Origin of the sequence: Streptomyces sp. NPDC046862 (assembly GCF_040704615.1) — a bacterium.
GTDB lineage: Bacteria > Actinomycetota > Actinomycetes > Streptomycetales > Streptomycetaceae > Streptomyces.
The window spans coordinates 40,561-54,288 of record NZ_JBEYXP010000071.1 but is presented as its reverse complement, the minus strand read 5'-3'; the positions used below and the strand labels follow the sequence as shown (position 1 = coordinate 54,288).

Annotated in this window: 12 protein-coding genes and 1 pseudogene; 8 read left to right on the top strand and 5 right to left on the bottom strand. The window is 67.6% G+C overall.

What is annotated here, in order from left to right; genetic code table 11:
* From AB0959_RS47100 to AB0959_RS47065, 8 genes and pseudogenes are all read left to right on the top strand, one after another.
* Positions 1 to 92: pseudogene (locus AB0959_RS47100) on the top strand (DNA primase); the annotation flags it as partial.
* A 128-nt stretch (positions 93 to 220) separates the two neighbouring features.
* Complete coding sequence (mobC, locus tag AB0959_RS47095; RefSeq protein ID WP_366833098.1) at positions 221 to 568, top strand: plasmid mobilization relaxosome protein MobC; 348 nt, start codon at positions 221 to 223, stop codon at positions 566 to 568.
* Complete coding sequence (locus AB0959_RS47090) at positions 569 to 2,341, top strand: relaxase/mobilization nuclease domain-containing protein (protein ID WP_366833097.1); 1,773 nt, start codon at positions 569 to 571, stop codon at positions 2,339 to 2,341.
* A gap of 54 nt (positions 2,342 to 2,395) precedes the next feature.
* Positions 2,396 to 2,803 (top strand): hypothetical protein, encoded by a 408-nt coding sequence (locus AB0959_RS47085; protein ID WP_366833096.1) that lies wholly within the window; start codon positions 2,396 to 2,398, stop codon positions 2,801 to 2,803.
* Positions 2,804 to 3,074: 271 nt separating this feature from the next.
* Positions 3,075 to 3,434 (top strand): SseB family protein, encoded by a 360-nt coding sequence (locus AB0959_RS47080; RefSeq protein WP_366833095.1) that lies wholly within the window; start codon positions 3,075 to 3,077, stop codon positions 3,432 to 3,434.
* Positions 3,427 to 3,870: a hypothetical protein gene (locus AB0959_RS47075; RefSeq protein WP_366833094.1), complete on the top strand. Its 444-nt coding sequence runs from the start codon at positions 3,427 to 3,429 to the stop codon at positions 3,868 to 3,870. The genes AB0959_RS47080 and AB0959_RS47075 overlap by 8 nt, the downstream gene beginning before the upstream one ends.
* Positions 3,867 to 8,375: a putative T7SS-secreted protein gene (locus AB0959_RS47070; protein ID WP_366833093.1), complete on the top strand. Its 4,509-nt coding sequence runs from the start codon at positions 3,867 to 3,869 to the stop codon at positions 8,373 to 8,375. The genes AB0959_RS47075 and AB0959_RS47070 overlap by 4 nt, the downstream gene beginning before the upstream one ends.
* 48 nt (positions 8,376 to 8,423) lie before the next feature.
* Positions 8,424 to 9,140: a hypothetical protein gene (locus tag AB0959_RS47065; RefSeq protein WP_366833092.1), complete on the top strand. Its 717-nt coding sequence runs from the start codon at positions 8,424 to 8,426 to the stop codon at positions 9,138 to 9,140.
* Positions 9,141 to 9,308: 168 nt separating this feature from the next.
* Here AB0959_RS47065 and AB0959_RS47060 read toward each other — a convergent pair whose 3' ends face one another.
* From AB0959_RS47060 to AB0959_RS47040, 5 genes are all read right to left on the bottom strand, one after another.
* Positions 9,309 to 9,629 (bottom strand): hypothetical protein, encoded by a 321-nt coding sequence (locus AB0959_RS47060; protein ID WP_366833091.1) that lies wholly within the window; start codon positions 9,627 to 9,629, stop codon positions 9,309 to 9,311.
* 152 nt (positions 9,630 to 9,781) lie between these two features.
* Positions 9,782 to 10,330 (bottom strand): DUF317 domain-containing protein, encoded by a 549-nt coding sequence (locus tag AB0959_RS47055; protein WP_366833090.1) that lies wholly within the window; start codon positions 10,328 to 10,330, stop codon positions 9,782 to 9,784.
* An 84-nt stretch (positions 10,331 to 10,414) separates the two neighbouring features.
* The gene (locus AB0959_RS47050; protein ID WP_366833089.1) at positions 10,415 to 11,170 is read right to left on the bottom strand and encodes a DUF317 domain-containing protein; all 756 of its coding nucleotides are present in this window, start codon (positions 11,168 to 11,170) and stop codon (positions 10,415 to 10,417) included.
* A 784-nt stretch (positions 11,171 to 11,954) separates the two neighbouring features.
* A complete protein-coding gene (locus tag AB0959_RS47045; RefSeq protein WP_366833088.1) occupies positions 11,955 to 13,247 on the bottom strand; it encodes an MFS transporter in 1,293 nt (430 codons plus the stop codon).
* A gap of 151 nt (positions 13,248 to 13,398) precedes the next feature.
* Positions 13,399 to 13,722 (bottom strand): hypothetical protein, encoded by a 324-nt coding sequence (locus tag AB0959_RS47040; protein WP_366833087.1) that lies wholly within the window; start codon positions 13,720 to 13,722, stop codon positions 13,399 to 13,401.
* Between the last annotated feature and the right edge of the window lie 6 nt (positions 13,723 to 13,728).

The window sequence follows — 13,728 nt, the reverse complement described above, 5'->3', positions numbered from 1 at the left end:
GCGAACTCTTCGCCGCGGCCCCCTGGGCGACCGGCTACGGCATCGCCTGCGGACTGCACCCGCACCATCTGATCGGCATAGACCTCGACACCAGGGGGCGCCGCAGGAAGAAGGGGGAGCCGAAGAGCGCGCCGTCGACGCTGTCCCGAGCGCAAGCGATGCCGCGCTTCCCGAGCGCCGTCCACGCCGCCGCGCCTACCAACCCACGCACCGCGAAGACGTGATCGCCGTCCGCTTCACCGCCGAAGAGAAAGCCGAGATCATCGCCGCCGCAGCCCGCAGGCGCGTCTATCCCGCCGGTTTCCTCGCTACGGCCGGGCTGACCGCCGCTCGCGGTTCCGCCGCCCCGCTCGACACCAACGACCAACTCGACGCCGCTATCGACGAACTGGCCGCCCTCCGCGCCCAGGTCTCCCGCGTCGGCAACAACATCAACCAGATCGCCTACGTCTACAACGCCGGCGGCCAGCCCCGATCCGGTCACCTCGACCACGCCCTCAGGACCCTCGTCCGCACCCTTGCGCAGGTCGACGCCGTCGCACACACCCTCGTACGGAAGCGCGTGTAGATGGTCCCGGACATCAGCCGGGGCTCACGCACGTACGGACTGCTCGCCTACCTCTACGGACCCGGCAAGCGCGACGAACACATCGACCCGCACCAGGTCGCCTCCTTCGACGGCTTCGCCCCCGATCCCGGCCGCGACCCAGACGCCACCCTCACCGATCTGTCCCGTGTCCTGGACCTGCGGGTGAACCAACTCGGCGACCGCGCCCCGAAGAACCACGTGTGGCACTGCTCAGTACGCACCGACCCGGGCGACCGTTACCTCACCGACGCCGAGTGGGGCGAGGTTGCCCGTCGAGTCGTCCACGCCACCGGCATCGCGGAGGAGGGAGATCCGGACGGATGTCGATGGGTGGCCGTACGCCATGCCGACGACCACATCCACATCCTCGCCACCATCGTGCGGGGCGACCTGCGCCAGCCCCGCAACGCGTACGACTACAAGCGCTCGCAGGCCGAGTGCCGCCGCATAGAGAAGGAATGGGGCCTGCGCGAACTCAACGCCGGTGACGGCACCGCCGCACAGAACCCCACCAGCGCAGAACGCTTCAAGGCAGAGCGCACCGGCCACGACCGCACGCCGCGCGAGATCCTGCGCGAGACGGTCCGTCAGGCGGTCGCCGGAGCTGCCGACGAGGCGGAGTTCTTCGCCCGCCTGACCGAAGCCGGACTGCGCGTCAACAAGCGCCTCGCCCCGTCCGGGGACACCCTCGGCTACACCGTCGCTCTGCCCGGCGACCGCAACCACGATGGCCAACCCATCTGGTTCCCCGGCTCCAAACTCGCCCCGGACCTCTCCCTCCCCAAGATCCGCAGGCGTCTTGCCGCCGGACCCGTCGACCAGGACGACGAACCGCACACCGCTCACCGGGACACGCTGCCCTCCGGCCGGTCACAGCCCTCGCAGGCCCGTCGCCAAGCGGCACATGCCGCCGAACGCGTCACCACGGCCCTTGGCCAGGAAGACGACGAAGACGCTGCCGCCCAACTCGTCGGCGTCGGCGAACTCCTCGATGCCCTCGCCCAGACCTCACCCGCCGCTACCCGCCACGAACTCCGCGAAGCCGCCCGCGCCTTCGAACGCGCCACCCGCTCCCACATCCGCGCCGAACGCGCCGACAACCGCGCCGTACGCGCCGCCGCCCGAGGCATCATCCGCGCCGGAGACGCCCTCGGCCGAGGCGAAGACGGCGGAGCCACCGCCATGGTCCTGTCCACCCTCGTCCTGCTCGCCATCGCCGCCGCCCGCTGGCACTCCGCCCGAGGCCACGCCCAACAGGCCGCCGCCTCCGCCCAGGCAGCCCACCACCTGCGCGCCGCCTACCGCGCTGCCTCCCACACCTCGATACGCGCGATGCGCGAGCAGGGCCGCCGGCTCCCGCAGCCGGTCCGCCAGCGCCACGCCGACACCATCAACACCGCCCTGCCCAACCACCAACTCGGCGGCGAGCCCGGCTGGGACGCCCTGACCGCCACCCTCGACCAAGCCGAACGCGCCGGACACGACCCGGCCGCACTGCTGAAGGAAGCCATCGAATGGCGAGAGCTGGACACCGCCGACAGCGTCACCGATGTACTCGTCTGGCGAATGCGACGCCTCGGCAAACTCCCCGCTACCCCCGACGCTCCGCGCCGACGCTGTACGACCACCGCCAAGGACAACAAGGCCAGCACGGCCAGCCGCACCGGGGCACGTACGGCCCCAGGGCAGGTCGACACGAGCCCTGCCCGCGTGGACTCGGTAGACCCTCGCTCGCGTCAGCCGAGGCGTTGAGCCGCAGCTCAACGCAGTAGACACGGGCAGGCAGCCCTGTTACGGCTGAAGAGGATGCTGAGGGAGCTGATGCTGGTGCTGCACGACGAGGCCGTAGGTACGAGAACCAACACGCCGACGCCGGCACCCGCCGACGACCCGATCCTGCGACTCCAGGAGGAGCTGCAACCGCACGACGGCGAGTTCCGGGTGCAGTGCACCACCCACCCCGGCGAGCTGACGATCACGGGCATCATCCAAATGTGCCCAGCATGCGGAGCTCGCCGTGACTGGCTGCTCATCTGCGACGGCAACCAGGTCAGCATCCGCTGTCGCTGCACCCACCAGTGGGTCGAGCGTGAGCTGGGCCGCGCCGACTTCGAGGCGATGGCCGACCCCGGCGGCGAGGTGTACGACAGCCTGCAGACAACCATCCAGGCTGCGGGGTACAGCGGAGATCTGGCCGGTGCCTACTGGACATAATGCGTGCTGTTGACTGAGACGAATGTGGGCCAGGCCCAACCACGGGAGGAAGGCCAGGCCGATCAGGATCATTGACCAACGCGGTCAAGGCACCTCTATCCCAAGGTCGTGATCACGGGTGTCCGGGCCATCACCTCGGCCGCCGCCTTGCGCTCGGATCGCCCGGGGGCGCGATTCCCACCGGGGACCCGACCCGAGGTCGGGACGCGTGACTGGCTTCACGGGGAACGGAGTTGACGGCGCTCCCACTCTGCGTGTTGAGATGCATGGCATGAGTGACGAGGGGGAATGGAACAGCGCAGAGCTGCTTCCGGACGTGCGCGCAGCATTTCTGCGTGGGCGCTGGTATCTGCAGAAGCCGGAACGGCCGGGAGTGATGGCTCTCGGCAGCCCGGGGGAGGACGGCGCCGTAGTCCCCATCTTCTCTTCACTGTCGCAACTTGCCCGGTACGCCGGGGCCGTGGAGTGGTTCTCCACTTTCGGGGACGACCTGCTGACCCTGCTGCCGACCGGGTTGGGTCTCGCCGTCGATCTGGCGAGCGCGGAGCCTCAGCTCATACGAGCCGAACAGATCGACGTGCTGCGAGCTGAATTGAGCGCCACGGCTGATCAGGAGACTGCCGGTGAGTAGCGGCTACAAGGTCAAGATCGACGCGCTCAGGCGGGTTCAGACCCCCATGGAGGAGTCCATGGTTGCCGCGAAACGCGTCGCGGAGAAGAAGGACCAGTTGGCTGCCGACGCCAAGAACGCAGGCAACGACGACGTGCGCTCAGCGGTGGAGGGTTTCTTGGAGGCGTGGGGGTACGGCTGCAAGCAACTGGCCAAGTACGCCGACGACATCTCCGCCAAGCTCGACGAGACGATCCAGGCGTACGAGCTCTGCGAAGAGCTGAATATCGAGGGTTTCACGCCCACCGAAGACAACCTCGCCTCCCTGCCCACTGGTGGAGCTAGTCGCTGGATGTTCGACCACGGCGGCTACACGCTGCCGGACAGCCAGGAGGGCGGCTTCGAGAAGACCATGAACGACTGGCAGACGGACTTCGAGGACTGGATGTTCGGATGAGCGCGCACGGCATTTCCCCCGACGCCACGAAGACCGACCTCATCCCGGGCGACGTCGAGAAGCTGGACCAGTTCTCCGCCACCCTGCGTGCCTACGCGCGCGCCTTCTCCGACGCCCGGCACCGCGTGAAGACGGTGGACGAGGACGAGTGGTCGGGCACCGCCGGGATCGACTTCCGCAAGGCCGTCTCGCAAGTCCCCAAGGAACTGGACAAGGCCTGTGACTCCTTCGCCAGCGCCGGAAACGCCCTGCACGCCTACGCGCGCGTGCTGGAGCATGCGCAGAACGCGTGCAAGCCGCTGATCGAGGACGCCGCCGAGGCCCGCGCCCAGTCGCGCAAGTACCAGGACAGCGTGGATGACTACAACGCCGCCGTCGCACGCGACGACACGGTGCTGCCCGACAGGCCCCCTGCCCAGGACCCAGGCGCGGTGGCGATGGACGACCTGGTCGAAAGGCTCGACAAGCTGCGCGCGCAGGTGGCCGAGGCCGGACTTGAGGCGAAGCGGAAGCTGGACGCGGCAGCCGAGGACGCCCCGGACGAGCCTGGCTGGTTCGACAAGTTCCTCTCCGGATCCGGGAACCTCGGGAAGGGCCTGTGGGAGGGGGTTGTCGGTGGAGTCGGTGGCACGCTCAATACGGCGCTGCACCCTTCACGGTGGGGCATGGCGATCGGCACGACCATCGACTCCGTGGTCTACGGCGTCCAGCATCCCGTGGAATTCGCCAAAGCCGTTGCCGACTGGGACACCCTCACCAGCGAGCCCGCCCGCTGGACCGGTCGGATCCTGCCCGACGCGGCTCTCATGTTCGCCGGAGGCGCGGGAGCGGCCACCCGTGGGTCCCGCGCGGCGAGCCGTCTTGCAGAGAGGATCCGCGAGATCCGCCGCACGGACAAGGGACGCGAACACACCGACGAGCGACCCGACGACGTCTGCCGTTCCGATGGAGACAAGTGCAAGGCGGGCGAGCCCGTCGACGTCTCCACCGGCGAGATGTCCCTGACCCGCACCGACGTCGACCTCGCGGGCTCACTTCCACTCCAGCTCACACGCACCCACCTGTCCAGCTACCGCGCAGGCTGCTGGTTCGGCCCTTCCTGGGCATCAACCCTCGACCAGCACCTTGAGGTCGATGGACGCGGCATCGTCTACGCAGGTCCCGACGGCCAGCTCCTCGTCTACCCCCATCCCGAAGGCAACGAGACAGCCCTCCCCGAGCGTGGTCCGCGCTGGCCCCTTGACCACAACCCTTCCGACGGCAGCTATCAGCTTCATCAACCACAAACCGGTCGGACCCTCACCTTCTCTCCGCTGCCCGACCGTCCCGCAGAGGAGTGGGGCGCCCCGCTCACGGAAGTCCGCGACCGCCAAGGCCGCCATGTCCGCCTCGACTACGATCCGGCCACCGGTTACCTGACCGCCGTACACCACAGCGGCGGCTACCAGCTAGCTGTCGACACCCATTCCGAGATGGCGCGCATCACCGCCCTGCGCCTGCTCGACCCGGACAGCCCCAACGGCCCGGGCACCACCTTGGTGCGGTTCGAGTACGACGAAGTCGGCAACCTCATCGCCGAGACCAATTCCTCGGCCGAGCCGCTGACTTACACGTATGACGAAGACGACCGCATCACCACCTGGACCGATCGCAACGGCACGTCCTTCGGCTACGTCTACGACCACGCAGGCCGCGTCCTGCGCACTCTCGGCCCGGATGGCATGTGGTCCGGCAACTTCCGCTATCTGCCCGACCAGCGCACCACCGTCTACACCGACTCCCTGGGCAGCGCCACCACCTACGAGTACGACGAGCACAGCAAGCTCCTCGCCATCACCGACCCGCTCGGCAACACCCGCCGCCAGACCTGGAGCACTGACGGACAGTACCTCGCCACCGTCACCGACGCCCTCGGCCACACCACCCACTACGAGCACGATCAGGTCGGCAATCTCCTCACTGTGCGCGTCGCCGATGGAGGTGAGACGCAGACCGCCTTCGATCAACTGAACCTGCCCACTCAAGTGACCGGCCCCGGATGCGTCATCTGGCGTTACCGCTACGACGAGACCGGTTGCCTCCTGGCAGCCACCGATCCAGCAGGGGCCGAGTCCTTCTACACCTACGACGACGCGGGGCATCTGAGCGGGACCACGAACGCACTTGGCCACACACGACGCTTCACCCACGACGCGGCAGGCCGCCGGCTGGTGACTGTCGACGCCGAGGGCGGCACGGCGACGGTCGCCAGGGACGCCTTCGGCCGTCCCATCACCTACACCGACCCTCTTGGTGCGCAAACACATTTCGTGTGGACAGTCGAAGGGCAGCCGGCCTCCATCCAGTACCCGGACGGCACGACAGAATCGTGGGACTGGGACGGCGAAGGCAACCTCCTGGCCCACACCGACCGGGCGGGCCATACGACCACGTACACCTACACGCACTTCGACCTCGTCGCCTCCCGGACGGATGAGGGCGGCAACACTTTCCGTTTCGACTACGACACGGAGCTCCGCCTGACCAAGGCCACCAACCCGAGTGGCCTCACCTGGACCTACCTGTACGACGAGGCGGGCAGGCTCGCCGCGGAGACGGACTTCAACGGCCGCACGCTGACCTACACATACGACGCTGCGGGACGTCTGCGCACCCGGACCAACGGCGCGGGCGAGATGCTGACGTACACGCGTGACGCCCGGGGTCGGGTCACCGCACGCGAGTCGAGCACTGGAGAACGCGCCACCTTCACCTACGACGCAGAGGGCCGGACGGCCGTCATGAGTAACGCGGACGCAACGGTCGCTTACACATACGACGCACTTGGCCGCACCCTCACCGAGACCGTCAACGGCCGCACCATGCATTACGCATACGATGCTCTCGGCCGTCGAACGGCCCGCACCACGCCGACCGGCCTGGTTTCGACATGGCAGTACAGTCCCGAAGACCATGTCACGTCTTTCACCAACTCCACAGGCCATGCGCTCGATTTCGGGTACAACGCAGGAGGCCAGGAGATATACCGCACCATCGATTCCACGTCGCTCTTCCTGCAGACCTATGATGCGGCCGGCCGCTTGGCAAGCCAATCCCTGCGCACCATGGATCCCGGTTCAACACCTGTTCAGGAACGCGAATACCACTATCGCACCGACGGAATCCTTGCCGGAATCAGCGAGACAAACTCAAGACAGCGGAGCTTCACCCTCACTCCAACGGGTCGGATCACGGCTGTGGATGGCGCCAACTGGACTGAGCGGTACGTCTACGACGCTACCGGCAACATCACCACAGCGGAGACACAGCATGCTCCCGAGCACAACGGTGCGTGGGAGACAGCAGGCACTCTCCTGCGCCGTTCCGGCCGCACCCGCTACACGTACGACAGCCAAGGCCGCCTCGTTGAGCGAACCCGGAAGCTCCTCAACGGACAGACGAAGCGCTGGACCTACTGTTGGAACGCGGAGGACCGCCTCACGGAGGCCAACCTCCCGGACGGCACCCGATGGCGCTACGCCTATGACCCGGTCGGACGGCGAGTGGCCAAGTATCACCTGGCCAGCGACGGCACCAGGGCAGCGGCCGATTTCGCGTGGGACGGCACCCGCATCGCCGAACGCACCGAAGCAATCGGACGCGTCACCAGCTGGGACTACGAGATCGGCAGTCATCGGCCTCTCACACAAACCACGCGTGTTCGCCGCTCCTCGGTTCGTGACCCACGCCTTGGCTCCGCTGTGCCCTCCACTCGGCTCCGTGAAGAGCAAGCGCAGTACGACGCGGAATTCCACGCGATCATCACCGATCTTGTTGGCACCCCGACAGAGCTCGTCACTCCGGCAGGGAAGATCACATGGAGGCGTACGCAGTCTCTTTGGGGGTCCACTCTGCAAGAGCGGAATGACGGAACTGACTGCCCGCTCAGGTTTCCTGGTCAGTACGAAGACGAAGAGACAGGGCTCTTCTACAACAACCAGCGCTACTACGACCCGCAATGTGGCCGATACGTCTCACCTGACCCGCTTGGGCTCGAGGCGGGCGACAACGAATTCACCTACCCCTGGTCTCCGCTCGTGTGGTCGGACCCTCTGGGCTTGGCGAAGTGCCCGGAGGAGCGAGCACAGAAGGCGGCCGACAAGATCATCGAGAACGCCGAACAGGGGAAGATGCGGAAGGCCACCAACTACCATCCGCACTTCGGAGATGATCGCGTCCTGGAAATCCTCAAGGACCCCGATGCCGTATACCTGTCAGAAGGAGGCAGGGGGAACCTCATCTTCCGGCAGGGTGAGGATATCGTTGTGACCAAGGGGGCTGGTGCAGGCGCAGGCGACGTCATCACCGGATACGGGCCATCCGGCGTCAAGGGCGACAGTGGGGCGGACGCACTGGGAGGCTCCCCATCCGACCCCGGACCACCCATCAAACATGACGACATCGTCAACGGAAAAATCCCCGGAACGGGAGGCACATTCATGCCCCCCGCCAAGCAAATTCGCTGAGGTCTCCCTGTGGAAGTAAGGATCGCTGACTCGATCAGCGCACAAATCGTGGACGACGCACTTGCGTATACGCCGCGCTTCGTTCTCTCCGGCCCGTTCGTCGCAGTCGGCGCCTACACAGACCTTCAGGAAAAGGAAGGAGAGTTGGCCTCCACCTTCGGCAGTGCACAGTGGCTTTGGTCGGAAGACGACGACCTTCGCTTTCGGTTGGCTGACCGCGAGCTACAAAGCCTCTGCCTTTACCTTCCACAAACTACCGCGGCCTCGGACTTCGCCGAGAGCGGCTGGGAGCGAGTCAAGCGCATCACAGGCAGGTTGCGCACCATGGCAGACAGGAATTTCTCCATCCCACAGACCAACTCGTGCTGGATCGCTCCGGATGCCACTCACCTGATCTGTCTCCGCAACTCGACACCCCCTCCCGGCGCGAGCAGCTTCTGCCTCACTGTCGCACCTGACCTCGACCTTCTGTTCACGCAAGGACACCTGGTCGGCTGGATGCTGGGCGATCCGGCGCGCTATCTCACTGCGGATTGGGAGATGCCCGCGTCCGAAGCTCCAGCTGAAGCCACTCGATCACTCTTGGCCCGGACCCTCGCGATGACAACGTCCCCGGAAGTGGAAGCGATCGAGGACGGTGACCCTGAGGCTTGGCGCCGCCTGCGCGGGCTCGTCGAAGAGCTCCGTGCCGTGGGAGAGGATCGGCGGAGAACGGAAATTCTTCAGGTAGCTGTCGAGCGGCTCGTCGAATGGTACGAATCGTGAATGCCGAGTCTTCGGCCGAACGACGCGCAGGAGGACAGGTCGGCACTGCCAGCGCCGTCAAAACCTGAGCAGCCCGGTCCGGGCGGCGGGTGGGGAATCGGAAACGTATGCCGAAGGCCGCCACCGCGTAGGGTGACGGCCTTCGAGATTCAGGCAGACAGGACTGCGTCAGTCAGCGAGCAGCTCGGCGACCAAGGTGGCGAGAGTGAGGGCAGAGTGTAGGCCCATCACCTCGACGACGGTGGGGTGGACGATGTGGGTCCATTCGCCGGTCAGGCCAGGCCAGGTCGCGAGCAGCACTTCGGCTGCTGGCAGGCCGAGGTAGGCGGTGACGGTAGTGCTGCCGTCGTTGGCGGAGGTCCAGCTCAGCAGGATCCGGCCGGGCGGTATGGGATCGGGGTGGTCGGATGCCAACCAGCTGATCGGGAAGGTGTCGGCGAGGGTGGCTGATACATAGTGAACGAGGGCTCCGCGCACGCCGTCGGGCATCGGGTCGGTGGTCAGGGCCTGGAGAGCGACAAGACACGGGCAGGTGGGGGTGTGTGAGGGAATGGCTGCCTCCAGTAGCGGACGATCAAGGGCGGACGGCTACCCAGCGGCGCGGGATGATGACCTGCACGGGGCATGCGAGGATCCCGGGATCAGGCGGCGGGCTCGGTGCCGAGGAGAACCGTGGCGAACGCCTTGATGGCTGCGGGCGGGACGGCGGCGTCGAAGTCGGCGTGCCAGACCTCCTCGCCGCCGGGGGTTCGGCGGGCTTCGAAGGACCAGCCGTTGTCCGCGCAGCGGACCGTCAGGTGGTTACCGGGGGCGGTGTACACACCCTCGACATCAGTGTCGTACGCGGTCCAGCCCGGCCGGTGGTGGAAGAACTCGGTCACGACGTACGCGCCGTCCTGCCCGTCGAGGTACCACGGCTCCTGGTCGTCGCCACCGGCGGCGGGATGGAGGCCGGTGTCCCAGTTCTCCTCATGCCACCCCAAGGCGTCGCCGACGGATCGCGGGAGGTATCCGTGCTGTCCGTCCTCGGCGATGTACACGGCCGGGCCACTGTCGCCCTCGCCTTCGACGATTCGGCCGATGACATGGGCGAAGGGCCAATCGGGGTTGATCGCGAGGAGTGCCGGGCGGTCGGGGTCGAGAGTCTGGAGCTGGTGGATGAGCTGGCCGACGGTCGGCAGCCGGGACATGGGAGACCTCCTACGGGAGAGAGGGCATAGGGGGAGGAGCGGTCGGCCCGGAGACGTCCGGGCCGACCGATGACGTGGTGTGGATCAGGCGGGGGTGAGGGTGAGATACGCCTCGGCGCCTCGGGGCAGTTCGTAACGGTCGACCGGGTTCGGGTCGGCGAGCGCGGTGGTGAAGGCGGCGAGGATGCTGGTCGGTGTGGTGTCGTCGAAGGAGGCCGCCCACTGCGCCGGGGCGTCGTAGTCGAGACGAGCGGTGGCCATCCAGCGGGCGGGCGTGTGGTCCGAGCGACCGTCGTAGCCAGGTGCTTGGTGGGTGAAGCGGGCCTGAAGTCGCGGCGCGTGATAGGTGCGGGGCTGCTCGATCGGTTCAGGAGACCATCCGGCAGCGGCGAGAGGGGCGACGACTGCCGCGTCATCGGCCTCGGTTTGAGCGGGGCATCGCAGCGACTGCTCCAGGGCCGTGTCCGGGGCGGCGGCCAGTGCGCCGATCACCGGCAGGAGGACCTCCTCGGGCGTTTCGTCGGTGAACAGGGCGGTCCAGGCCAGAGGGCTGAGGGCGTCGCGGCGGGCCCACAGCCGCCAGAGCACGCGCTGGCCTTCGAGGCGCGGTACGGGCTGGGCCTCGGGGAGGAATTCGAGGGCCAGGCGCTGGCTCGGGTCGAACACGCGCGTGTTGTCCATCCACGTCGCGTCGGTCCAACCGGCGTCGGTCAGGGTCTGGATGACGGTGCCCGCGCTCTCCTCGCCGGGGCCGGCGAGGTAGCGCGGGGCGACGCGGTACAGCGGCCATTCGGCAGGGTTGAGGTTGGTGGGTGCGGGCGCGGTCGGTGTGTGCAGCACGGAGGGAATCCCTTCGTTGACCTGGGGCTTTTCCGAGCCGTCGTACGTTCCCTTGGACCGCGCCGTGGTCTCAAGCGGGTTGCGCGTGGTTCGCGTCTGCCGTGGGCGAACTGGTGGCGCCCACCCGGTAAGGCTCAGAGGCCCAAGCGCTGCCCGCCTCCCTGCATGCCGAGGCGGTGTTCGCGGTATCGCCCGTGGAGGGTGCGTGACACCACATGTGGCCCGCGGGTGCTTGCTATGCTGGCCTCACATCAGTTGAACATCGAGCAGCTAGCCCCGAGGGGCCTCTACCAGACGCAACGTTTGGTGCCGCAACGGTTAACGAGAGGCAGGCAAGGGCGAACGGTGAAGAACTGGCAGTGAGGTGCTACCGGCGAGATGCCGGGTCCCGCAACGGGCGATGAGCAGCCTCCTTCCAGATGGCGCGACGCCGACCCGAGCAGAGCTGACCCTTAAGGATGGGTCTCTCTTCTTCGGCTCGGCGTTCTCACGTCGTCGGAAGGGTTCTCAGAATGCTTGAACTCTCGTTCTGGCTTTTTCCCGTCGTCGGGTTGGTTGTGTCATTCCTCCTTCAGGCCACTGTGGCTATCCTTGCGCTTCGTAAGTGCCGGCCACAGGACGTGCCGAAGGTTGTAGCCGCGCTGAACCTTGGCTGGAGAAAGCTCCGGTAGCCGATGACGCGGGGAAGTTTTTCAACGATGCTGGCCAAGCAGAGGTCGCGGTACTCCTGCTCGCTGTTGCTGACCATCCGTAGCGCATGGTGGGGGCGGAAGCGGTTGATGGCTCAAGCCGCGTCGCGGAGCTGCGTCTTCGCGGACCAGGCGCGGTTTGTAGAGGTCTCGCTGTCGGTGTAAGCGGAGCGATGCTGCCACAGTCCGCGGAATCCGACGGCGGTCACCGCAATCTGCAGCGCTGCGCACGTCAGCACCAGCGCTGGTATCCGGCTGGGGGGAAGGACCGCGACGATGGCTCCGGCAAGTGGAAACGGGGCGAGGATCGCCAGCAGGGTGACGGCCAGGGTGGAGGCGAACACTTCCGGCGGAATGAGGCGGGCGCGGGCGGTGCGCAGTACCACGCTCAGCACGCCCTCGCCGGACAGGAGTGCCGCGAGCGCGATGCCGTAAACCAGCGGCGAGGTGGCGAGTGCGGCGGTCAGCGCCGCGACCGACAGCGCAGCGGCTCCGGCAAGGCCGGTGGCCCACAGGCCGAGCCGGTCGATGACCCGGCGGGCCGCGGCGATCGCGAGCAGCGACGGGACTGTGACGATGCTCCACACGGTGCCCGCGGTCGCGGTGGAGAACTCGAAGCTGGCGGCAAGTGTGATCGGTGCGCTGACGTGGAGGACGCCGGAGATCAAACCGCAGGTGGTCATGGACGCCACCAGCCAACCCAGAGCGGGCCGGGCAGCGATCACCCGGCAGCCGACAAGCAGGCCGGCCCAGGGTGTGGACGACTGCTGCGGCAGGCTGTCCGCTGCCCGGAGAGTGGGCGGCAGGCGGCCGGCGCCCACCCCAGCGAGCAGGGACAGCGCGGCGAGCGCGGCCAGCAGCACCGTGGGTCCGGCGAGCAACAGCACACCGCCGAGCAGCGGTCCGGCCAACAGAGCGGACTGGTCGATGCCGACCAGCACCGCCTGGACTCGGTGTGCGCGTCCGGAGGCGTGCCGACTGGCCTGCGCACCGAGCGACTCCACGGCAAGGAAGGAAACCTCGGTGAGCATCCCGGACAGCACGCCAAAGCCCATCACCACAGCGCTCGCCGCGCCGCCGTCCCCCAGGAGCAGAACTGTGCCAGTGGCTACGGCGGCCAGGGTGCGCAGCACGCAGACGTACGCGAACACCCGCTCCGGGCGACGCCGGTCGACGAGTGGTCCGGCGCCGACCATGGTCAGCAACCGGGGCAGCCATTCGAGCAGGAACGCCAAACCCGTCAGGGCTGCCGAGCCGGTGGTGGTGAGGATGATCAGGGGCACGGCGTACATCACGGTGGTGCCGACCACACCGTCGGCGGCCCGTAGCAGGCAACAGCGGGCCAGCCAGCCCGAGGACAGGCCGGACATGGTGGTGGAGCGGGGCATGGACGGACTCCAGGGCGAGGCGACGGGGGAGGGGGAGGGCAAGGGCGAACGGGGCATCGGCTCGCACGTGGAGCAGCTCGGCTGGTCTCGGCCTATGAGATGTGAGTGGGCGGCAATCTGCGTTCAGGACGGGCACAGCGCCGACACGGCGTCAGTGGGGAGGCGTGGCGCGAGGCGGCGTCGACGGGTGCGAGAGTTCCTGGTGGGGTGGTGGTGTCGTGCGGTCCGGCTCAGTGGCGTGCTGGGGCCGGGTGGTGCGGGCGCGGGCGTCCTCCACCGACCAACGGACGGACCTGCGATCGCTCGTGCTCGGCGCGTAGCGCGGAGGGCGGACGGGAACCTGCGCGATGGCCGCGATGAACCGGGCGTTGGGGATCGTGATGCCCTGGATGACGTGACGGGCTGAGGCGCGCTGGACCAGGGCCCGTTGGACATCGAGAGGCTGACGGTCGATCGCGGCGATCATGTGTGGCATGGCCGG